This is a genomic window from Sphingomonas panacisoli, assembly GCF_007859635.1.
In the GTDB taxonomy this organism is placed as follows: domain Bacteria; phylum Pseudomonadota; class Alphaproteobacteria; order Sphingomonadales; family Sphingomonadaceae; genus Sphingomonas; species Sphingomonas panacisoli.
This window is the reverse complement of sequence record NZ_CP042306.1, coordinates 1,191,154-1,211,286: the sequence shown is the minus strand read 5'-3', so window position 1 is coordinate 1,211,286 and position 20,133 is coordinate 1,191,154. Positions and strand designations below refer to the sequence as shown.

Below are 20,133 nucleotides of genomic sequence, written 5' to 3'. Positions count from 1 at the left end.
CTCACCTATGCTATGGCGGTGTTCCGAGAGGAGAAACTGCCATGTATAGCGAGAGCGATCTGGAGGGCGCGGTGGCGGCGGGGATCATATCCTCGACCACCGCCGACGCTTTCCGCCAGCACATCGCCACAGCGCGCGCGACGCCCGCGGTGGACGAGGAAAGCTTCCGGTTGCTGACCGGGTTCAACGACATTTTCGTCGGCATCGCCATCGCGCTGCTGCTCGCCGCGCTGGCGCAGCTCGGCGACTGGTTCAACCACGCGCTGGCGGGCGCCGCCGTCGCGGTCGCAGCCTGGGGGCTGGCCGAGTATTTCACGCGCGTGCGCCGCATGGCGCTGCCCAGCATCATCCTGTTGCTGGCGTTCGTCGGCGGGGTCGCCGCGACGATGATCGGCGCGCTGGTCGATATCAATCCCGACTGGTCCGACCGCACCAATGCGTTGGTCGGATCGGGCATCGCGCTCGTCACCGGCGGCGCGGCGTGGCTGCACTGGCGGCGCTTCATGGTGCCGATCACCGTCGCGGTCGGTGCTGCGGCGTGCGTCGGCGTGCTGATCGGGCTGTTCTTTGCGGCCACGCATGCGAACGAGCAGGCGATTTTCCCGCTCGTCTTGGTAGGCGGCCTCGCGACGTTCGCGCTGGCGATGTGGTGGGACGGGTCTGATCGCGAGCGCAAGACGCGCCGTAGCGATGTCGCGTTCTGGCTCCACCTCGCCGCCGCGCCGATGATCGCGCACCCCGTGTTCCACATGCTCGGCGTGTTCGAAGGCGATATCGGCGCGGTTCAGGCCGTGATCGTGATGGCGCTGTACGTCGTGTTCGCGATCATTGCGCTGGCGATCGACCGCCGCGCTCTGCTCGTATCGAGCCTGGCCTACGTGCTCTACGCGCTGTCGACCCTATTCCATCAGGCCGGCGCGGTCGAACTGTCCATGGCGTTCACCGCCTTGGTCATCGGCTCCGCACTGCTGACCCTGTCGGCCTTCTGGCAGCCGATGCGGCGGTCGGTGGTCGGCATGCTGGGCGGCGGGCTGGCGAACCGCCTGCCCCCGGCACAGGCCGCCACGGCCTAATCCATTCGCTTGGTCACGAGCGATTCCCTCGCCCGGCGGTCTTCGGACTGCCGGGCTTTTTTAGCTCACCAGCACGACGACCAGCCAGATCACCAGCGCGAGCAACGCGATCGGCGTCAATCCCACCACGATCGCGGCCAAACATCCGAACCGATCGTAGACCGCTTTGGAAATCGCGAGCCAGACGTCCATGACGACATACCCGATCGCCTCCACGACGACTTCGCCGATCACGCTTAGTCCTCGATCAGCTTCATCAGGCGCCGCTCGACGGGCGCGAGCACCGGGCCGAGTTCATGGCCGCGCTTCAGGATCGCGCCCTGTTCGTTGACCAGCGCCCACATGCCCTGCTTGTTGCGTAGCTCGGGCCGCTTCTCGATCCGCACCTCGGGCCGCTCGGCGGTGCGACGGAATGCGGCGAAGACCGCCGCATCACGCGTGAATTCGATCGCATAGTCGCGCCAATGCCCGGCCGCGACCATTCGGCCGTAAAGATCGAGGATGCGCGTCAATTCGACGCGATCGAAGCCTATCTGGCTTGGCTGACGACCCGCGGGCAACGGGAATGGCGTTACCGTCCCCATCTACGCGCGGTCGCGCATATCCTCTTGCTCGGCGAGCAGTTCGTCGAGGCGCTTGCGCAACGTCTCGATTTCGCAGCGCATCAGTTCGAGCTTCTGCGTCTGCGGGTCGAACTGTTCGCTGCACGGCGTACCGTATGCCAGGAACGGCTTTTCGCCGCGCCCTTCGACCATTGTCGCGCGCGCGGGGATACCGACCATCACCGCGCCCTCCGGCACGTCCTTGGTCACCACAGCATTCGCGCCGATCCTCGCGCCGGTCGCGACAGTGATCGGCCCCAGCACCTGCGCGCCAGAACCGATGATGACATTGTCCTCGATCGTCGGATGTCGCTTGCCGGCGACGCCGTCAGCGGGATTGGTGCCGCCCAGCGTAACGCACTGATAGATCGTAACGTTGTCGCCGATCGTCGCGGTCTCGCCGATGACCGTGAAGCCATGGTCGATGAAGAAGTTCTTCCCGATCGTCGCACCCGGATGGATGTCGATCGCGGTAAAGAAACGCGAGACGTGATTCACCCAGCGCGCGAGAAAGAACAGCCGTGCACGGTACAGACGGTTCGCGACGCGATGGTAGCCCAGCGCCCACACGCCCGGATACAGCAATACTTCTATGCGCGAGCGCGGCGCCGGATCGCGGGCGCGGATCAGAATCGAGATACGTCGTCAGGCCAGACATGCGGCCGGTCCCCTTAGCTTTTCTGGTATTTAGGCCTTTGCAGTCGTGATTTCCAGCGTCCGCCGTTCTCGCCTTGGAACGCGCAAAGCCTATCTTTGTTGTGGGATTTAAGGGCGGCCGCCAGACTGCCCGGCGAAACGAGGGAGAATTCGCGTCGATGTTCGACCTGTCGGCCGCCAGCATCGAAGCGATCCTGCCGTTCATCGCGATCGGTTTCGCCGCGCAATTGGTCGATGGCGCGCTCGGCATGGCGTTCGGGCTGATCAATTCGACATTGCTGGTCAGCGTCATGGGGATGCCGCCGGCCCTCGCCTCGGCTAGCGTGCATGCGGTCGAGACCTTTACGACCGCTGCATCGGGGGTCAGCCATGTGCTGCACAAGAACGTCGATTGGCGGATGTTCCGGCGGCTGGTGATCCCCGGCATGATAGGCGGCGCGCTGGGCGCCTATGTGTTGGCAAACGTCGATGCCGCGCACGCCAAGCCGTTCGTGATGGCCTATCTCGCCGCGATCGGCCTGTATCTGCTGTATCGCGCGTGGCGCGGACGAGTGGAGCCCCGGACGCCCAAGATAATTGAGCCGCTCGGGCTGGCCGGCGGGTTCCTCGACGCGGCGGGCGGTGGCGGTTGGGGGCCGGTGGTGACGAGCAATTTGCTGGTCCAGGGTTCGGCCCCGCGCGAGACGATCGGCACGGTCAACACCAGCGAGTTCTTCCTGACGACGACGATCTCTGCGACGTTCATCGCCAGCCTGGGGTTCGCCGCGTTCACCTTGCAGACGCTCGGTGTGCTGATCGGCGGTCTGCTCGCCGCCCCGCTCGGCGGCGTTCTGGCCAAGCGCGTCCCGGCGCGGCCGTTGATGGCGATGGTCGGCGTGCTGTTGACGCTGACCAGCGCGTTTTCGATCTGGCAGGCCCTGAGCAAATAGCTCGCTTAATCATCGCGCCGTGATCGGCTAAGTCGATCACATGACCACCTACCTCCCGACTCTCAAACAGCTCCACTACCTCGTGGCGCTCAAGGACCACGGCCATTTCGGCCGCGCGGCGGAGGCGTGTTTCGTCACGCAATCGACGCTGTCCGCGGGGATCCGCGAGCTGGAGACGCTGATCGGGGTGACGCTGGTCGAGCGCACACGCCGTGTCGTCCGTTTCACGCCGCTCGGCGACCGCATCGTCGACAAGGCGCGGCGCGTGATCCGCGAGGCGGAGGAGCTCGGCGACATGGCCCGCGCCGCCGGGCGACCGCTGTCGGGCGAAATGCGGATGAGCGTCATCCCGACGATCGCGCCGTTCATGCTCCCGCGCATCCTGCCCGCGCTCCGCCGAGACTATCCAGACCTCAAGCTGTTCCTGCGCGAGGAGACGACGGGAGTTGCGTGCGAGGGGCTGCAAAACGGCCGCACCGATTGCGTGCTGCTCGCGCTGCCCTATGCGTGCGGCGAGGTGGCGGCGCAGCCCCTGTTCGACGACCGCCTGTTCGTCGCCTTTCCGCAAGCCGATCTGCCCGACCCGCCACCGACGATCCACGCCGCGGACATCGACGAGACGCGGCTGCTGCTGCTCGAAGACGGCCATTGCCTGAAGGATCACGCGCTGGCGGCGTGCAACCGCCCCGAACTCGGCGCGCAGGCGATGATGCTGGGCACGTCGCTGCACACGATCGTGCAGATGGTCGACAATGGTCTAGGCGTGACGATGCTGCCGGAGATGGCGGTCGAGGCGGGCATCCTGGACCACACCAAAGTGTCGGCGCGGCCGCTAGCGTCGGACCATGCCATCCGCACGGTCGCGTTGGTCTGGCGTCGCGCGAGTCCACGCGAACGCGACTTCAAGCTGTTGGCAGAAGTGCTGGCGGCGTCGGCCTAACGCCAGCGCTCCGCTGCCTCATGGTCGCCGGCACGCTCCCCGAGCCACGTCGCCTCTTCGCCACGTGTCTCGCGTTTCCAGAAAGGCGCATCGGTCTTGAGGCGATCGATCAGGAAGCCGCACGCCTCCAACGCCGGCGCGCGGTGGGCGGCGCAGGCGGCGACGAAAACGATCGGCTCGCCCGGCTTCATCGCACCGACGCGGTGGATGACGATCGCACCCGCAAGCTCCCACCGCGCCACCGCTTCGGCCGCCAGCTTTTCGAGCGCCGCTTTCGTCGCGCCGGGATAATGTTCGAGCAGCAGTTCGCCGACGCCGTCGTCGCCGCGCACCAGCCCCGTAAACGTCGCCACCGCGCCGCCGCCCAGCCCGTGCAGCGCGGCGGTCTCCGCCGCGACGTCGAGCGGCATCTTACTGACGACGACGCGGATCATCCGCCAGTCACCGGGGGAAAGATCGCCACTTCGTGCGCGCCTGCCAACGGCGTGTCGAGCGGCACGAACTGCTGGTCGATCGCCGCGCGCAGCCTGGTCTTGTCGCTAAGCACTTTATGCCCCAGCCAGTCGATCAGGTCGGCCACCGTCTTCACTTCGGCGGGCGGATCGACGCGCTCCTGCCCCTTCCCCACGCCCTCGCGGACCCAGGCGAAGTACAGCACGTCCAGCATCAATCCATGTGCTTCAAGCCGAAGCGCAGATAGTCCCATCCGGTGATGCACGTCAGGATCGCCGCGCCCCAGAGCGAGACCAGTCCGACCGTGTGCACCCACGGAAACGCGGGCAACGCGCCCGCCAGGATCAGCGCGCCGAGCGCGACGAGTTGCAGCGTCGTCTTCCACTTGGCGAGTTGCGACACCGGCACCGACACCTGAATCCCGCCGAGAAACTCGCGCAGGCCCGACACCATGATCTCCCGCAGCAGGATGATCATCGCCGCGATCACGTGCCATCCGCCGATATCGGCGCGCGCGACCAGCATCATCAGCACGGCAGCGACCATGATCTTGTCGGCGATCGGATCGAGGAACACGCCAAGCTTCGACACCGTCCCCTGCGCCCGCGCCAGATACCCGTCGAGATAGTCGGTCACCGCGATCAACGCATAGAATACGAACCCGACCGCATAGCCGGCATGCCACCCCGGCCACCACAAACACGCGATCAGCACGGGGACGCCGACGATCCGCGACAGCGTCAGGATGTTGGGAAGCGTCCACATTCCCGTGTTCCTAGCTCCGTCGCGCCGTCTCGCAAAGTGCCGTCCGGCATACCGCACGAACGAATGAGCGATTGTCGGCAACGCGGCGCCTGGGCTAAGAGCCGCGCTCTATGTGGACTATCGAGACAATACACCTTTCATGATCAACGCGCTCGGCCTGTTGAAGGAGCGCCGCTTCCTGCCGCTGTTCGTCACGCAGTTCCTCGGCGCCTTCAACGACAATCTGTTCAAGCAAGCGATGGTGCTGGTGGTCGTCTACCAGATCTATCAGGATCCCAAATACGAGCAGAGCTTCACCGCGATCGCCAGCGGACTCAGCATCATCGCATTCGTGCTGCTGTCGGCACTGGCCGGACAGCTTGCGGACGCGTTCGACAAGACGCGGATCATTCGCATCGTGAAAACCGCCGAAATCGCGATAATGCTAGTCGGCGGCGCCGGTCTGTTGCTGGCCAAGGCCGGACATACGAACGTCGCGATGGTGCTGATGCTCGGCACGATCTTCGCGCTCGGGGTGCACTCGACCTTCTTCGGTCCGATCAAATACGCGATCCTGCCGCAGCATCTGAAGGAAGACGAAGTGCTGGGCGGCACCGGCCTGGTCGAATCGGCGACTTACATCGCAATCCTGCTCGGCACCGTGCTGGCCGGGTTCATGAAGGTCGAGCATGCGGTGATCGGCACGTTGGTCGTCGCCGGCATCGGCTGGCTGAGCGCGCGTCAGGTGCCACCGGCACCGCGTCAGGGGCCGGAGCTCAAGATCAATTACAACCCCTTCACCTCGTCGTGGCGGCTGATTTCGGGCACGATGCACATCCCGCGCCTGTTCCTGGCGATCTGCGCGATCAGCTTCTTCTGGACGATGGGAATCGTCCTGATCGTCATCTTCACCCCGCTGGCGAAGAACGTGCTGACCGCGGACAAGCATGTCGCGACCTTGCTGACCGCTCTGTTCTCGGTCGGGATCGCCATTGGATCGGTCGCGATCAACTCGCTGCTCAAAGGCCATACCTCGGCCAGGTTCGGTCCGATCACCGTGATGATCATGGGCGGGTTCGTGATGCTGTTCTCGTGGCTTTGCGAGGCATGGACGCCCGCCGCGGCGGGGCATCTCTATACGACGCTGGAGTTCATCGCGGAGCCGATGGCGTGGCCGCTGATCGCGGCGTTGGTCGGGATCGCGATCTTCGGCGGGATGTTCGTCGTGCCGCTCTACGCCTTCCTGACGACGACCGTGCACCAAGACGAGACCGCCCGCACAGTCGCGGCGAACAACGTCGTCAATTCGGGGGCGATGGCGGTCGGATCGGCGTTCGTGTCGCTGCTGACCAATTGGGGCGTGGGATCGACCCACATGCTCTATCTGGTCGCGGCGATGTGCCCGATTTCGGCTTGGCTAGCGTGGAAGCTGCACAAGGCCTGCGACTAGCGCGCGATCAGAAGATCAGCGTGTAGATACAGATGAAGAAGGCGGTGAAGCTCAACGCGAAGAGCTTCAGGTCGTTGTCGTCGTTCCGCCGCTGCACCACGTCGGCCTGCACGGCGACTCGCTGACGGAAGGGGTGGCTGGCCCCGCGGGGGCGACGTGCGAAGTTGCGTGACATGGCGAACAGTAAACGCCGCGTTTACGATTCAGACCATCGTTAAGATTGGTTAACCACCGTCCGGTTTCGGGACGGACCGCGGCACTGCTCCGTCGTTCAGATCGACAGCTTCGGATCGCCCTCCATAACCCGCTGTTCCAGCTTGGGTGCCTCGCCCGGTCGCCACATCATCGCGCGATGCGAGACACGATAGCGAAGCGGGCCGCCGTCGGGCGTCGTGGCACGCTTGATCGGACGTTCGATGCAGACGAACTCGGAGTCGACGGCGTCGGGACCCGCGCTGACCACGGTATAGCCGTGGCCGGCCATATCGACGAACGCGACGTGGGGCGCCACGTCGGGATTGGTCAGCGCGCGCGCCTTCGCAATATCGCCGCTCGCCGCGTATTCCAGCGCCGCTCGGACGCCGCGCTTGATCGTCAAGTTGACCGTATGCTCCGGCGGCGCGCCGTCGACCTTGCGCACGAACAGGGGTTGTTGCGGTGATGGCTTGGCGAATTCCACAGCCTCGCCCATCCCTGGCGCGGAGATCGAGCCGGTGATGAAGCTCAACCCTACAGGATCGAAGCCGGCCGGCGGCAGCTTCGGCGCTGCATAGCCGGCCCAGAAGCTGTGGCGATCGCCCGATACCGTGACGAAGCCCGAAATCTTCTTGTCGCGGATCATGTCATAGATTTCGGCGCGTTCGGCAAAGGCGTTGCTGAAATCGCCATTCGCGAAATTGCCGAAGTCCTTGCCCGGCCATTTGTCCTTTACCATCCCGGCGGGCAAGTTCTGGACGTCGGTCCGCTGATCGAGCGTGCCATTGGTCACGCCCCAGATCTTCCACGTCGCGGTCGACTTGGTCAGCCGCTCCTTGAGCCAGACCTTCTGTTCGCGACCGAGTACCGTGTGAGCGGGTTCGTCCTTGCGGAAATTGGGGATGCTCTTGTCGCCGAGCTTGATGGTTTCCGGAGGTTTGCCACCGGCATAGTCCCGGCCGCCATCGACGATCTCCAGCCACTCCTGCGGGAGGACCGGATAGTCTCCCGAGGTCGAGCGCCGCCGCCTCGGGCCGGTCGGTCGGATCCGTCGCCTTGTAACTATGAAGATCGGTCAGGATCAGATCGACGTGCCGGCCGTAGCGCATCGCCCGATACGCCGTCATGCTGCCGACGGCCACGCGGTTGTTTTGCTCGGTCCCGAAACCGTCGTCGTCGAACTTTTCGATCGGCGCCTTCGCCACCTTCGGCGGCCCGAACTGATCGAGCCCGGCGCCCGATGCCTTGCGCACGCGCGAGGGGATATATTCCCACCACGCCTGATTGGCGGCAACCCGCAGCGGCTGCGCAGGCTCGGCCGCGCTGCCCGGATATCTGATGAAGCTTTGCCAGCCCTGCCAGGAAAATTCGTGATTGTCGCCGATGCACACGAACGGGAGATGCGCGCGAGCATCCTGGATGTCGGGATCGTCGATATGCGCGCGATAGATGTGACGATAGCCGGCAAGGGTAGTGGGAACGTAGAAATATTTGCTGACCTTGCGCTCATCGGGGACGGGGCCGAGATCGTAGACGGTGCGCGCATAACGCTTCGGCAGCTCGGCGGGCTTTTCGTAAACCTCGTAGATGAAATCGCCGAGGTGGAGGACGAAACCGAGCTTGCCGTCGGCCGGCGCACGTTCATCCTCCCAGATCATCCGGCGATAGGCGTTCTGCGCGCCTTCGTTGACGCTGTTGCAGGAGACGAAGGCGAAGCGGACCGGGCGCGGATCGGTGACGCGCGGCGCGGTGATCGTGCGGCCGACGCGGCTGCCGGCGCCGGTCTCGTCGGTGAAGCGATACCAATAGTTCGTCGCCGGCGCGAGGCCGCCGACGAGCGCGCGGCACGTCCAGTCTGCAGCCGCCAGCACCGGCGCTTTCGCCCGCGCCACGACCTGGCGAAAATCGGCATCAAGCGACACTTCGACGGTCAAATTGTGCCGCTCGCCCTGATCGAACGGCCGCCGCGTCCACAGAATGACGCTATGCTCGTCCGGATCCCCCGACGCGACACCCTGCGGATAGAGTTTGCGATCTTCCCGCCACGCGACGGCCGACAGCTTGGCGGCCGATCGTGTCGCCCAAACACCGACCACACCGAGCGCCCCGGCGCTCGCTAGAAACTGCCGACGATCCATCTCACGCTCCAACCTTGCCTGGCGTGATAGTTTCGTAACACAGTCCTTTGGTCAAGCGGATCGTTCGATACGTAGCAAAACACGCCTGTGGCTGCTCTGCGCGCTGCAATGTGCGTGATATCGGAAGGTGGAAATGGTGGAGCCGAGGGGGATCGAACCCCTGACCTCTGCAATGCCATTGCAGCGCTCTCCCAGCTGAGCTACGGCCCCACGTCCTTGGGAAGGCGCCGCCCCTAAACGAAGCAGCGCCCCTTTGACAAGCGGGTGTTTCCCGCCTGCCCGATAAAATCAATGATCGTCGTCGTCGCCGCCGGTTTCGACGCCCAGATCGTCGTCCCCGCCAAGGTCGACTTCGTCGTCCGCGGACGGCTCTTCGTCCTCGGCGATGTCGATCTCTTCACCCTCGAGATCCGAATCGTCCTTCTCGGGCTTATCGGTCTTGACCACCTCGAACGGCAGCGGCTGCTTCGACTTCAGGATCGGTTCCGGGTTGAACGCGGTGTTGCACGCGATGCACACCACCGGGTCTTCCTTGCCCAGATCATAGAAACGCGTGGCGCATTTCGGACACGTACGCTTCGTGCCCCATTCCGGCTTGACCATGCCGCTGTGTACCTTTCGATTTATGCAAATTTCGGGTTGTGAACCCTAAAGTGGCGGGCGCCTTGCCATAGCGCAAGGGCACTGTCAAAGCCCCGCCGATGAGCCATTCCGCCCCACAGCCGATCGAGATTTCCGCGAGCGACGCGCTCAAGGGCCGCGTGACGGTGCCGGGCGACAAGTCGATCAGCCATCGATCGTTGATGCTGTCGGGGCTTGCGGTGGGCGAAAGCAGGATCGAAGGACTGTTGGAGGGCGAGGACGTACTCGCGACCGCCGCCGCCATGCGCACGATGGGCGTGACGATCGAGCGGTCCGGCGACGGCATCTGGCGGGTCTGGGGCGTCGGGGTCGGCGGATTGCTGCAGCCGGGCCAGGCGCTCGAGATGGGCAATTCGGGGACATCGACGCGGCTGCTGGCAGGGTTGATCGCGAGCCACCCGATCACCGCGACGTTCACCGGCGACGCCTCGCTGTCGAAACGTCCGATGGGCCGGGTCATCGAGCCGCTGTCGCTGATGGGCGCCGATATAACCGCAAGCCCGGGCGGACGCTTACCGATGATGGTACGCGGAATGAACCCGGCGGTGCCGATCGAATACACGCTGCCGGTGGCTTCGGCGCAGGTGAAGTCTGCGGTGCTGCTAGCGGGGCTCAATACGCCGGGGATCACCCGCGTGATCGAGCCGGTCGCGACGCGCGATCACTCCGAACGCATGTTGGCGGGGTTCGGCGCGACGCTGACGGTCGAGCCGACCAATCGCGGGCGAGTCATCTCGATTACCGGTGAGGCCGAATTGAAGCCGCAGGATATCGTCGTCCCCGGCGATCCCAGCTCGGCGGCGTTCTGGGCGGTCGCGGCGTCGATCGTGCCGGGCAGCGAAGTGACGATCGCCAATGTCGGCCTGAACCCGACGCGCGCAGGCCTGTTCACTGCGCTGCACATGATGGGCGCGGATATCACCGAGGTCGATCCGCGCACCGTCGGCGGCGAGCCGGTTGCCGATCTGATCGTACGTCATGCCCCGCTCACGGCGATCGACGTACCGCCCGACCTCGCACCGAGCATGATCGACGAATATCCAGTGCTGTTCGTCGCGGCCGCCTTCGCCCAGGGGCGCAGCGTGGCGCGGGGCGCGCACGAATTGCGCGTCAAGGAATCGGACCGCATCGCCGCGATGGTCGCCGCGCTCGGCGCGTGCGGCGTCGTGCTGGAGGAGTTCGAGGACGGACTCGCGGTCACCGGCACGGGCGGCGATCCCATCCCCGGCGGCGCGACCATCGCGTCGTTGCTCGATCATCGCATCGCGATGGCGATGACGGTAGCGGGACTGCATGCAAAGGCGCCGATCACGATCGACGACGCCGCGCCGGTCGCGACCAGTTACCCGACCTTCTTCGCGACGCTTGAGGAGTTGCAGGGCAAATGATCGACCGTCGCTTATTCCTTGCTACCGGCGCGGCATTTGCGGCAAGCCTTGCCCTGCCCCGCTCCCTGCTGGCGCGCGACCCGGACGGCTACGCGCCGCCCGATCTGGAGAAGATGGTCGCGGTCGAAGGCGGCCGCGTCTATGTCCGGGTCAACGGCGACCTTCGCGGACCCAAGTCGCCTATCGTCATGCTCCACGGCGGTCCTGGCGGCACGCACGGCCATTTCCTGGGCGCGCTGGCTCTCGCCGACGAGCGCGCGGTCATCCTGTACGATCAACTCGACAGCGGCCAGTCGGATCGCCCCAACGACCCCAAGAACTGGCGCGTATCGCGCTTCGTCGACGAGGCGGAACTGGTGCGCCGGGCGCTCGGCGTGGATCGCTGGCACTTGCTCGGACATAGCTGGGGTGGCACGCTCGCGCTAGAATATGGCGCACGGCGCCCTGTGGCGTTACGCGGACTGGCCCTGGCAAGCCCATTGGTATCGACCAGAAGCTGGATCGCGGATGCCAATGCCTTGCGCGGATCGCTCCCCGCCGCCGTCCAGACCGAGATTGCGCAATGCGATGTCGCGCCCGGACCGGTATGCGACGCCGGCACTAGCGCCTTCTATCGCGCCTTCAACGGCCGCGAAGCTGCGACCGCGGCGTCCATCGCCTATGCCCGCGCTCACCCTAACGGGTTCAACCCGAAGATCTACAACGCGATGTGGGGCGCTAGCGAGTTCGTCTCGACCGGCACGCTAAAGGAATATGACGGCGAACCGTTGCTGACCAAGCTCGACGGCAAGCGCACACTCTTCCTCGGCGGCCAGTATGACGAGGCTCGCCCTTCCACGCTTGCGGGTTTTGCCGCACGCGTCTCCGGCGCGGAATTCGCCACCATTCCTGGCGCCGCGCACGGTATCTTCGCCGACCGGCCCCAGGAAACGGTCGCATTGATCCGGGCGTGGCTGGCGCGGCAGGATGCGCTCGCCTAGATCGGAGTGCATGAAGGGAATCGCATGATCATCGCCGTCGACGGCCCGGCCGCCAGCGGCAAGGGCACCATCGCCCGCGCGCTCGCCAAGCATTACAGGCTGCCGCATCTCGACACCGGCCTGCTCTATCGCGCGGTCGCCGAGAACGTGCGCCGGATGGAGCTGGACCCGACGATCGAGGCCGACGCCGTCGCCGCCAGCAACTTTCCGGACGATATGCTCGACGATGCGGCGCTGCGCAGCGACGATGCCGGACAACGCGCGTCGATCGTGTCGGAGCATCCGCTGGTGCGTGCCGCGTTGCTCCAGCGCCAGCGCAAGTTCGCCAACCAGCCCGGCGGCGCCGTGCTCGACGGGCGCGATATCGGCACGGTGATCGCCCCCGACGCCGACGCGAAATTGTTCGTAAAGGCGACGCCCCAGATCCGCGCCCGCCGTCGCCATGGCGAATTGAGGGAACGCGGCTCGACGATCAGCCTCGACAAGGTGCTGGCCGACATCCGCGCGCGCGACTTGCGCGACACCGGCCGTAATGCCGCGCCGCTGGTGATGGCGGCCGATGCGGGCATCCTCGACACCAGCTTCCTATCGATCGAGGCCGCGGTGATCCGCGCGATCGAACTGGTCGAGCGGCAACTCGCGCTGAAGGCCGCAGCAGCACGAGGCGCCAGCTTGCCATAACGCCCTCTCGGCGCTATGTGCGCGCCGTCCAGCGAGCAGGTTCTCGCGGAGGCCAGGCGCGATGGGATGCCCGTCGCGCCCTTTTCGCTTTTTCGGCGCATTGGTTTCCTCCGTGTCCCCGTTCGTTCGGATGCCGTGCCGGTAATCGGCCGTCGCGGCGTTTTGGCCAAGACCACCGGAGACAACCGGTTGGCCGGAAACATTGATTAGGAACACGAATTTATGGCTTCTGCCGCAACTCCGACGCGCGACGACTTCGCGAAACTTCTCGAACAGACCCTGGGTGATGCCGACGGCTTCGAAGGCCGCGTCGTGCATGGCACCGTCACCGGCATCGAAAACGACATGGCCGTCATCGACGTCGGCCTGAAGTCCGAAGGCCGCGTGCCGCTGCGCGAATTCGCCGCTCCGGGTCAGAAGGCCGATCTGAAGGTCGGTGACGAAGTCGAAGTCTATGTCGACCGCGTCGAGAACGTGCACGGCGAAGCGATGCTGTCGCGCGACCGCGCCCGCCGCGAAGCCGCGTGGGACAAGCTGGAAGCCGAGTTCACGCAGTCGGCCCGCGTCGAAGGCGTCATCTTCGGCCGCGTCAAGGGCGGCTTCACCGTCGACCTCGACGGCGCCGTGGCGTTCCTGCCCGGCTCGCAGGTCGATATCCGTCCGGTTCGCGACGTCCAGCCGCTGATGGACATCCCGCAGCCGTTCCAGATCCTCAAGATGGACCGCAAGCGCGGCAACATCGTCGTGTCGCGCCGCGCGATCCTCGAGGAGACCCGCGCTGAACAGCGTTCGGGCCTGATCCTGTCGCTGGCCGAGGGCCAGATCATCGACGGCGTCGTCAAGAATATCACCGATTACGGTGCGTTCGTCGACCTGGGCGGCATCGACGGCCTGCTTCACGTCACCGACCTGTCGTACAAGCGCGTCGGCCATCCGTCGGAAGTCCTGAACATCGGCGACACCGTCAAGGTTCAGATCATCCGTATCAACAAGGACACGCAGCGCATCTCGCTCGGCATGAAGCAGCTCGAGAGCGATCCGTGGGACGGCGCCGCCGCCAAGTATCATGTCGGCGCGAAGATGTCGGGCCGCGTCACGAACATCACCGAATATGGTGCATTCGTCGAGCTCGAGCCGGGCATCGAGGGCCTGGTCCACGTCTCCGAAATGAGCTGGACCAAGAAGAACGTCCACCCCGGCAAGATCGTCTCGACCTCGCAGGAAGTCGATGTCGTCGTGCTCGAGGTCGACGAGGACAAGCGCCGCATCTCGCTGGGTCTCAAGCAGGCCCAGGCCAATCCGTGGGAGGCCTTCGCGGCAGCCCATCCGGTCGGCACCGAGGTCGAAGGCGAAGTCAAGAACGCGACCGAATTCGGCCTGTTCATCGGCCTCGACAACGATGTCGACGGCATGGTCCACATGTCCGATATCGCCTGGGGCATTTCGGGCGAGGACGCGCTCAACCTGCATCGCAAGGGTGAGATGGTGAAGGCGATCGTGCTCGACATCGACGCCGAGAAGGAGCGCATCTCGCTCGGCATGAAGCAGCTCGAGCGTGGTGGCCCGTCGGGCGCCCCGTCGGCAGCGTCGGCAGTCAGCGGCGACAAGCTGAACAAGAACAGCATCGTCACCGTCACCGTCCTCGAAGTCCGCGACGCGGGCCTCGAAGTTCAGGTCGGCGAAGACGGCGCGACCGGCTTCATCAAGCGCACCGACCTCGGCCGCGACCGCGACGAGCAGCGTCCGGAGCGTTTCCAGGTCGGCCAGAAGTTCGACGCGATGGTCACCGGCTTCGACCGGTCGAAGAAGCCCACCTTCTCGGTCAAGGCGATGCAGATCGCCGAAGAGAAGCAGGCGGTCGCTCAGTACGGCTCGTCCGATTCGGGTGCGTCGCTCGGCGACATCCTGGGCGAAGCGCTCAAGGCGCGCGACACCAAGAAGTAAGCTCAAAATGGGTAGTATCTACGTGATACTACCCATTTTTTGACATTTCGATGTCGAATCAGTCCTATTGCAGGGCTCACTTTCGTTTTATGATGGTTCTCAGGGAAGGTTGTCGTCGTGGCCGTTTGGCTGGGTCGGCAGTTGCAGGCGGCTGCTTCGCATATTCGCGACGGCCGATGTGGGGAGACTGACTGAAAATGATCCGCTCGGAATTGATCCAGAAACTGTCGGACGAGAATCCCGACCTCGCGGCGCGCGATGTCGAAGCGATCGTGACGACGTTCTTCGACGAAATCTCCCGGCGCTTGGCCGGTGACGGCCGGGTCGAGTTGCGTGGCTTCGGCGCGTTTTCGACTCGCCCCCGCGATGCCCGCACCGGCCGTAATCCCCGCACCGGCGAACTGGTCGCGGTCGACGCCAAGCGCGTGCCGTATTTCAAGCCTGGCAAGGAAATGCGGATCAAGCTGAACGTCTGAGAGAGCTTAGGGCGAACAGAGCGCAGCGAGTGAGCCTTAAGATCCACTGACGTTCAGCCGGCCGGCCTTGGCAACGCCAAGGACCGACGACGACCCGGCTTCGCCGGGTCGGAACACAGCGACAATACATCGCTTAATCCATCGAATGGTGCGGACGGCGGGACTCGAACCCGCACACCCAATGGGCGAGGGATTTTAAGTCCCGTGCGTCTACCAATTTCGCCACGTCCGCGCTGACCGATCGAATGACAAGCTAAACGGCGCGACGCAAGCGAAGCTTGTCATTGGCACCACCGCGCCGAAGCTGGCATGAAGGGCGCGATGATCGCGCGCCGCCGGCTCCTCCCCCTGCTCGCTTTGTGCACCGTCGCGGCGTGTCAGCAGCGCCCCGACAAGGGTCCGGTCGTGGTGTCGGCGATCGGCGGCCGCCCGACCTATGCCGACGTCAACAAGCGCGGCATCGACGCGGCGCAGCGTTTGGTGCTCGATTCGACGGCACAGGGGCTGGTGCGGTTCGACGCCGCCGGCCAGATCGAACCGGGGCTTGCCGAGCGCTGGATCGTGATCGACGCCGGTCGCACCTACATCTTCCGCCTGCGCGAGGCCGAATGGAGCGATGGGGCCAAGGTCACCGCCGCCGACGTCGCCACGATCCTGAAACGCGCCATCGCGCCCGGATCGCGCAACCCGCTCAAGCCCTTCCTGAGCGCGATCGATGATGTCGCGGTGATGACCGACGCGGTGATCGAAGTACGTCTCAGCCGCGCGCGGCCCGATCTGCTCAAGCTGTTCGCGCAGCCCGAATTGTCGATCCTGCGCGCCAACCCGCTCGGCGGCAGCGGGCCGTTCCGCGTCACCGACACTGCAGGCACCGGCATCCTGCTAAGCCCCGCCATCGACCCGGTGCGATCGCCCGACGACGATGTGCAGAAGCCGTCGCCCGAACAGGACGTCCGGCTGATCGGCGAGACGACGGCGCGCGCGCTGATCCGGTTCGCGGCCAAACAGTCCGACTACGTCATGGGCGGAACGGTCGACGACTATCCCCTGCTCGCCCGCACGCAAATTTCGCCGACCAATATCAAGATCGATCCGGCGGCCGGTCTGTTCGGGTTGGCGATCGTCAATCGCGACGGGCTGCTGGCGAGCGCCTCGGGCCGCGCGGCTGTCGCGCAGGCGATCGACCGGGCGGCGTTGATCGGCGCAGTTACGACCGATTGGGGCCAGCCCGTCGAGCGGTTGCTGCCCGACAAGCTCGACTCCGCAGTGCCTCCCGCCATTCCCACCTGGACGACGCTGGCGCCGGACGCGCGGCTCGCGGCGGCACGGGCAGAGGTTGCGCGTTACCGCGCCGCCAGCAAGGCCGCACCGATCCTTCGCATCGCTTTGCCGTCGGGTCCCGGGGGGACGTTGCTCTACGGTCAGATCGCCGCGCGGCTGATCCTGATCGGCGTGCAGCCCGAACGGGTGGCTATGAACGCGGAAGCCGACCTGCGATTGATCGATGCAGTGGCCCCCTACGACAGCGCGCGCTGGTATCTCGCCACCGCCTGCGTGGTTTGCAGCGACGAAGCACGCGCAGCGCTGGAAGCGGCCCGCGACGCGCCCGACATGGCGGCGCGCGGCCAGCATATCGCCGAAGCGGACGGGCTGATGGCCTCCGACGTCGCCTTCATCCCGATCGCGACTCCGCTACGCTGGTCGCTGGTGTCGCTGCGGCTCAAGCAATGGCAAGGGAACACGCGGGGCTGGCACCCGTTGAATCGGTTGAGACCCGACACCAATTAGGTGCAACAATGGCCAATACCACTCGCATGTCGCCGCCCAATCTGGGCTCTATCGTTCCGCTCGGTACCGACGCCGCGTCGGTGCGGCGGCGTATCGAAGGGCTCGAGCATGTGCTCGAGGGCCTCTTTCGGATCCCCGGCACCAAGCAGAAGGTCGGTCTGGACGTCATCCTCGACGTGCTGCCGGTGGGCGGCGACATCGTCGGTGCGGCGATGGGCGCCTATATGGTGTGGGAAGCGCGCAACCTGGGCATGTCGAAGCTCCAGATGGCGCGGATGTTCGGCAATGTCGGCACCGACTTCCTGCTCGGCCTGATCCCGTTCGTCGGCGCCATCCCCGACTTCTTCTTCCGCTCGAACACGCGCAACCTGAAGATCATCAAGAAGCATCTCGACAAGCATCACCCGTCGACCGCGGTGATCGAAGGCTAACGCCTTTTGCCACGCCAGATCTTGAGCGAGGCATTGGCGGCTAGCCCGCCCGTATTGGGCTTGCACCGCTCGTAGTTGAGCTTCGTGTCGAGGCACAGCCACAACTCGTCGAGCCACCCGCGCGCTGCCGTGACGCGGATGGAGGTCGCAGGTACGCCCGGATTGGCGGCCGCGAACGCCGCGGTGAACTGACCGACGGTCAGCGGGCCGCGCGACAAGGCATTCATGTCGGGGTAGCGAAGCTTCGCGTACAACGCGCTCGACTTCCCGAAATATTGCACGGGGGTGATGCCCATGCACGTGCCGTGCTTCGCCCATTCGTGCTGCAGCAATTGCGCCGATGGCGTCGCGCACATCATGCCCTTGATCGTTGCGGGCGGCAGCAAGGCGGTGGAGGTGCAATATTGCGGCCAGTCCTTCCCCACGCCGTCGGGCCACAATCCGTGGAGGGTGAAGCCGAAGCGATTGCCGCTGCCGCACTGAAACCGCGCCGCTGGCGTGAATCCGCCGGTGCGGCAGAATTGCGGGGACCAGGTGATCGCCAGGGTATAGCCGCCGATCGGCAGCACGCGCTGCGGCTGGCTGGCGCTGGCGAGGTCATCCACCGGACGCGGCGCCACGCCGGGTGCGGTGCAGACCAGCGCCTGCGCGCTCGCGATACCGGGCGCCAGCGCCAGCGCCGCAGCGGCAATCCGGGCGACCTGCTTCATGCTTTTTCCCCAAACCAGGCCCGCGCGTCGGGCCGAAACAACAGATAGACCGCGATCGCGTTCAATACGAACGCCGCCAGGGCCAGCGCGCCCGACAGATTGACCGGCATGTTCCCGCCGATGAGCGCCAATCCGACACCGATCGCCGACAGGACGAACCACCCCACGACGATCCACTTGGCGACGGCGTTCGGCACGCGCGCGGTGAAATACCACAGCGCCAGCGACAGCGTGTAGATGAACACATACAGGATCGGCAGGAACGACGGCCCCAATGTTGCGCGTATCTGTTCGACCTCCTGCGTCTGGCTGTTCGCGGTCCAGGTCATCGCGGTTACCGCGATCCCCAACAGCACCGACGCCAGATAAGCGATTTCGTAATAGACGATCGACTTCGGCCGCATTGCATCCCCCTGTTTTGTTTTCGTCAGCTTGTCAGTCTCTTAGCGCGAAATCCAGTCCGATGTCCGCGGCCGGTGCCGACTGGGTCAGTCGCCCGACGCTGATATAGGTAACCCCGGTTTCGGCGATCGCGCGGATCGTGTCGAGCTTGACCCCACCCGACGCCTCGGTCGGCACGCGTCCGCCGACCAGGGTGACCGCGCCGCGCAAGGTCGGCACGTCCATATTGTCGAGCAGCAGATGCGTCGCGCCCCCCGCCAGCGCGGGTTCGATCTGATCGACGCGATCGACTTCGACGATGATCCGCGCAATGCCCGCCGCCTTCGCCGCGCCCGCCGCTTGTCCGATACTGCCGGCCACCGCGACATGATTGTCCTTGATCATCGCCGCGTCCCACAGCCCCATGCGATGGTTGGTAGCCCCGCCCATCCGCGTCGCGTACTTTTCGAGCAAGCGGAGGCCAGGGATGGTCTTGCGCGTGTCGAGCAACGTCGCGCCGGTCCCGGCGATGCGTTCGACATAGGCACGCGTCATCGTCGCGATGCCCGACAGGTGCTGGACGGTGTTGAGCGCCGACCGCTCGGCGGTAAGCATCGCGCGCGCCTTGCCGCCCAGCCGCATCAAGTCGGTCCCCGCTGCCACCTGATCGCCGTCCGCGACCAGCATGTCTATTTCGACCGCGGGGTCGAGCGCGCGGAAGAACATCTGCGCGATCGGCAACCCCGCGACCACGATCGCATCGCGGCTGTCCATCACGCCGGCAAACCGCGCATCGGCAGGAATGACCGCAGCGGAGGTGATGTCGCCCTCCTCCCCCAGATCCTCCGCCAGCGTGGCGCGGACGAAGGCGTCGAGGTCGAAACCGGGAATCGCGAAAGTCGTTTCCGTCATGCCCGCCCGTCTGCCATGATCGCGGAGCCGCGACCACCCCGATGGAGCCGACCATGACCGCCTATGTCGCCCTGCTCCGCGCCGTGAACGTCGGCGGCACCGGCAAGCTGCCGATGACCGAATTGGCCGCAATGTGCGAGAAAATCGGGTTCGAGAAGGTGAAGACCTATATCGCCAGCGGCAACGTCGTCTTCACCAGCGGCAAGAGCGAGGCGGCGGTGAAGGCCGCGCTCGAAAAGGCGATGCACGATTATGCCGGCAAGGCGGTCGGCGTGATGGTGCGGACCGCGGCGGAGATGACGGCGATCGCCAAGGCCAACCCCTTCCCCAAGGCGCCGGGCAACCGCGTCGTGGCGATCCTGCTCGACGATAAACCGCCGAAGGACGCGGCCAACGAGGCCCGGCACATCGACGGGGAGGAAATCGAACTCGGCAAACGCGAGATCTACGTGCGCTATACCGACGAGGGCATGGCCGGATCGAAGCTGGTCATCCCCGCCGCCAAGACCGGCACCGCGCGCAATATGAACACGATCGCCAAACTGGCCGAGATGGCTGGGGCGTTGGCCTAGGTCGAGACACGTCGATCGGAAACGCCGCTCGACTTCGCTCGACGCGA

At 65.4% G+C, this 20,133-nt stretch carries 22 protein-coding genes, 2 tRNA genes and 2 pseudogenes; 12 read left to right on the top strand and 14 right to left on the bottom strand.

The genetic code is table 11. The annotated features are described in order from the left end of the window. Positions 1–41: 41 nt before the first annotated feature. Positions 42–1,073 carry a hypothetical protein gene (locus FPZ24_RS06170; RefSeq protein ID WP_146570223.1) on the top strand — a complete coding sequence of 344 codons (1,032 nt, stop codon included), beginning with the start codon at positions 42–44 and terminating at the stop codon, positions 1,071–1,073. Positions 1,074–1,133: 60 nt separating this feature from the next. On the opposite strand, the gene FPZ24_RS17070 is transcribed toward FPZ24_RS06170, so the two are convergent. The 3 genes and pseudogenes from FPZ24_RS17070 to epsC all read right to left on the bottom strand — a co-directional run bounded on the left by FPZ24_RS17070 (position 1,134) and on the right by epsC (position 2,333). Then, positions 1,134–1,307, bottom strand: coding sequence for a hypothetical protein (locus tag FPZ24_RS17070; RefSeq protein WP_186729095.1), 174 nt, complete (start codon positions 1,305–1,307; stop codon positions 1,134–1,136). A gap of 2 nt (positions 1,308–1,309) precedes the next feature. Further along, positions 1,310–1,657 (bottom strand): DUF2794 domain-containing protein, encoded by a 348-nt coding sequence (locus FPZ24_RS06165; protein WP_146570221.1) that lies wholly within the window; start codon positions 1,655–1,657, stop codon positions 1,310–1,312. After that, positions 1,658–2,333 (bottom strand): annotated as a pseudogene (gene epsC / locus FPZ24_RS06160) (serine O-acetyltransferase EpsC). A 157-nt stretch (positions 2,334–2,490) separates the two neighbouring features. Between epsC and FPZ24_RS06155 the strand changes: the two are divergent. Next, positions 2,491–3,261, top strand: coding sequence for a sulfite exporter TauE/SafE family protein (locus FPZ24_RS06155; RefSeq protein WP_146570217.1), 771 nt, complete (start codon positions 2,491–2,493; stop codon positions 3,259–3,261). Between the two features lie 40 nt (positions 3,262–3,301). Next, positions 3,302–4,201: a hydrogen peroxide-inducible genes activator gene (locus tag FPZ24_RS06150; RefSeq protein WP_146570215.1), complete on the top strand. Its 900-nt coding sequence runs from the start codon at positions 3,302–3,304 to the stop codon at positions 4,199–4,201. On the opposite strand, the gene FPZ24_RS06145 is transcribed toward FPZ24_RS06150, so the two are convergent. From FPZ24_RS06145 to pgsA, 3 genes are read right to left on the bottom strand one after another with little or no spacing between them, the layout of a single operon-like run. Further along, entirely contained in the window at positions 4,198–4,635 is a 438-nt protein-coding gene (locus FPZ24_RS06145; protein WP_146570213.1) for a molybdenum cofactor biosynthesis protein MoaE, read from the bottom strand. The two genes, FPZ24_RS06150 and FPZ24_RS06145, sit on opposite strands and share 4 nt — an antisense overlap. Further along, on the bottom strand, positions 4,632–4,871 hold the full coding sequence (gene moaD, locus FPZ24_RS06140) for a molybdopterin converting factor subunit 1 (RefSeq protein ID WP_146570211.1): 240 nt from the start codon (positions 4,869–4,871) through the stop codon (positions 4,632–4,634). The genes FPZ24_RS06145 and moaD overlap by 4 nt, the downstream gene beginning before the upstream one ends. Then, entirely contained in the window at positions 4,868–5,419 is a 552-nt protein-coding gene (gene pgsA / locus FPZ24_RS06135) for a CDP-diacylglycerol--glycerol-3-phosphate 3-phosphatidyltransferase (protein ID WP_146570209.1), read from the bottom strand. The genes moaD and pgsA overlap by 4 nt, the downstream gene beginning before the upstream one ends. 139 nt (positions 5,420–5,558) lie before the next feature. Here pgsA and FPZ24_RS06130 point away from each other — a divergent pair, with 139 nt between their 5' ends. Beyond that, a complete protein-coding gene (locus tag FPZ24_RS06130) occupies positions 5,559–6,848 on the top strand; it encodes an MFS transporter (RefSeq protein WP_146570207.1) in 1,290 nt (429 codons plus the stop codon). 271 nt (positions 6,849–7,119) lie between these two features. On the opposite strand, the gene FPZ24_RS17750 is transcribed toward FPZ24_RS06130, so the two are convergent. The 4 genes and pseudogenes from FPZ24_RS17750 to FPZ24_RS06115 form a co-directional block, all read right to left on the bottom strand. Further along, complete coding sequence (locus FPZ24_RS17750) at positions 7,120–7,947, bottom strand: alkaline phosphatase D family protein (RefSeq protein WP_275669369.1); 828 nt, start codon at positions 7,945–7,947, stop codon at positions 7,120–7,122. A gap of 196 nt (positions 7,948–8,143) precedes the next feature. Next, a pseudogene (locus tag FPZ24_RS17745) lies at positions 8,144–9,181 on the bottom strand (alkaline phosphatase D family protein); the annotation flags it as partial. 134 nt (positions 9,182–9,315) lie between these two features. Further along, positions 9,316–9,391 (bottom strand) — tRNA-Ala (locus tag FPZ24_RS06120). Positions 9,392–9,469: 78 nt separating this feature from the next. Continuing rightward, positions 9,470–9,784 carry a TIGR02300 family protein gene (locus FPZ24_RS06115; protein WP_146570205.1) on the bottom strand — a complete coding sequence of 105 codons (315 nt, stop codon included), beginning with the start codon at positions 9,782–9,784 and terminating at the stop codon, positions 9,470–9,472. A gap of 98 nt (positions 9,785–9,882) precedes the next feature. On the opposite strand from FPZ24_RS06115, the gene aroA reads away from it, so the two are divergent. From aroA to ihfB, 5 genes are all read left to right on the top strand, one after another. Further along, positions 9,883–11,211, top strand: coding sequence for a 3-phosphoshikimate 1-carboxyvinyltransferase (gene aroA, locus FPZ24_RS06110; RefSeq protein WP_146570203.1), 1,329 nt, complete (start codon positions 9,883–9,885; stop codon positions 11,209–11,211). Next, complete coding sequence (locus FPZ24_RS06105) at positions 11,208–12,191, top strand: proline iminopeptidase-family hydrolase (protein WP_146570201.1); 984 nt, start codon at positions 11,208–11,210, stop codon at positions 12,189–12,191. The genes aroA and FPZ24_RS06105 overlap by 4 nt, the downstream gene beginning before the upstream one ends. Positions 12,192–12,215: 24 nt before the next feature. Continuing rightward, positions 12,216–12,872: a (d)CMP kinase gene (locus FPZ24_RS06100; RefSeq protein ID WP_146570199.1), complete on the top strand. Its 657-nt coding sequence runs from the start codon at positions 12,216–12,218 to the stop codon at positions 12,870–12,872. 222 nt (positions 12,873–13,094) lie between these two features. Continuing rightward, entirely contained in the window at positions 13,095–14,816 is a 1,722-nt protein-coding gene (rpsA, locus tag FPZ24_RS06095; RefSeq protein ID WP_146570196.1) for a 30S ribosomal protein S1, read from the top strand. Between the two features lie 197 nt (positions 14,817–15,013). Continuing rightward, on the top strand, positions 15,014–15,292 hold the full coding sequence (ihfB, locus tag FPZ24_RS06090; RefSeq protein ID WP_146570194.1) for an integration host factor subunit beta: 279 nt from the start codon (positions 15,014–15,016) through the stop codon (positions 15,290–15,292). A gap of 146 nt (positions 15,293–15,438) precedes the next feature. Here ihfB and FPZ24_RS06085 read toward each other — a convergent pair. Beyond that, a tRNA-Leu gene (locus FPZ24_RS06085) sits at positions 15,439–15,524 on the bottom strand. A gap of 77 nt (positions 15,525–15,601) precedes the next feature. Between FPZ24_RS06085 and FPZ24_RS06080 the strand changes: the two genes are divergently transcribed. Together FPZ24_RS06080 and FPZ24_RS06075 are read left to right on the top strand one after the other, a co-directional pair. Beyond that, entirely contained in the window at positions 15,602–17,080 is a 1,479-nt protein-coding gene (locus FPZ24_RS06080; RefSeq protein WP_240047639.1) for an ABC transporter substrate-binding protein, read from the top strand. 8 nt (positions 17,081–17,088) lie between these two features. Further along, entirely contained in the window at positions 17,089–17,511 is a 423-nt protein-coding gene (locus FPZ24_RS06075) for a DUF4112 domain-containing protein (RefSeq protein ID WP_146570190.1), read from the top strand. Here the strand turns inward: FPZ24_RS06075 and FPZ24_RS06070 are convergent. The 3 genes from FPZ24_RS06070 to nadC are packed head-to-tail and all read right to left on the bottom strand — an operon-like array spanning position 17,508 to position 19,514. After that, positions 17,508–18,221: a ribonuclease T2 family protein gene (locus FPZ24_RS06070; protein WP_146570188.1), complete on the bottom strand. Its 714-nt coding sequence runs from the start codon at positions 18,219–18,221 to the stop codon at positions 17,508–17,510. The genes FPZ24_RS06075 and FPZ24_RS06070 overlap by 4 nt on opposite strands. After that, positions 18,218–18,625 (bottom strand): hypothetical protein, encoded by a 408-nt coding sequence (locus FPZ24_RS06065; protein WP_146570186.1) that lies wholly within the window; start codon positions 18,623–18,625, stop codon positions 18,218–18,220. Before FPZ24_RS06065 ends, FPZ24_RS06070 begins: the two co-directional genes overlap by 4 nt. A gap of 31 nt (positions 18,626–18,656) precedes the next feature. Then, positions 18,657–19,514: a carboxylating nicotinate-nucleotide diphosphorylase gene (gene nadC / locus FPZ24_RS06060; RefSeq protein WP_146570184.1), complete on the bottom strand. Its 858-nt coding sequence runs from the start codon at positions 19,512–19,514 to the stop codon at positions 18,657–18,659. A gap of 53 nt (positions 19,515–19,567) precedes the next feature. Between nadC and FPZ24_RS06055 the strand changes: the two genes are divergently transcribed. Further along, entirely contained in the window at positions 19,568–20,086 is a 519-nt protein-coding gene (locus FPZ24_RS06055; protein WP_146570182.1) for a DUF1697 domain-containing protein, read from the top strand. The last annotated feature ends 47 nt before the right edge of the window (positions 20,087–20,133 follow it).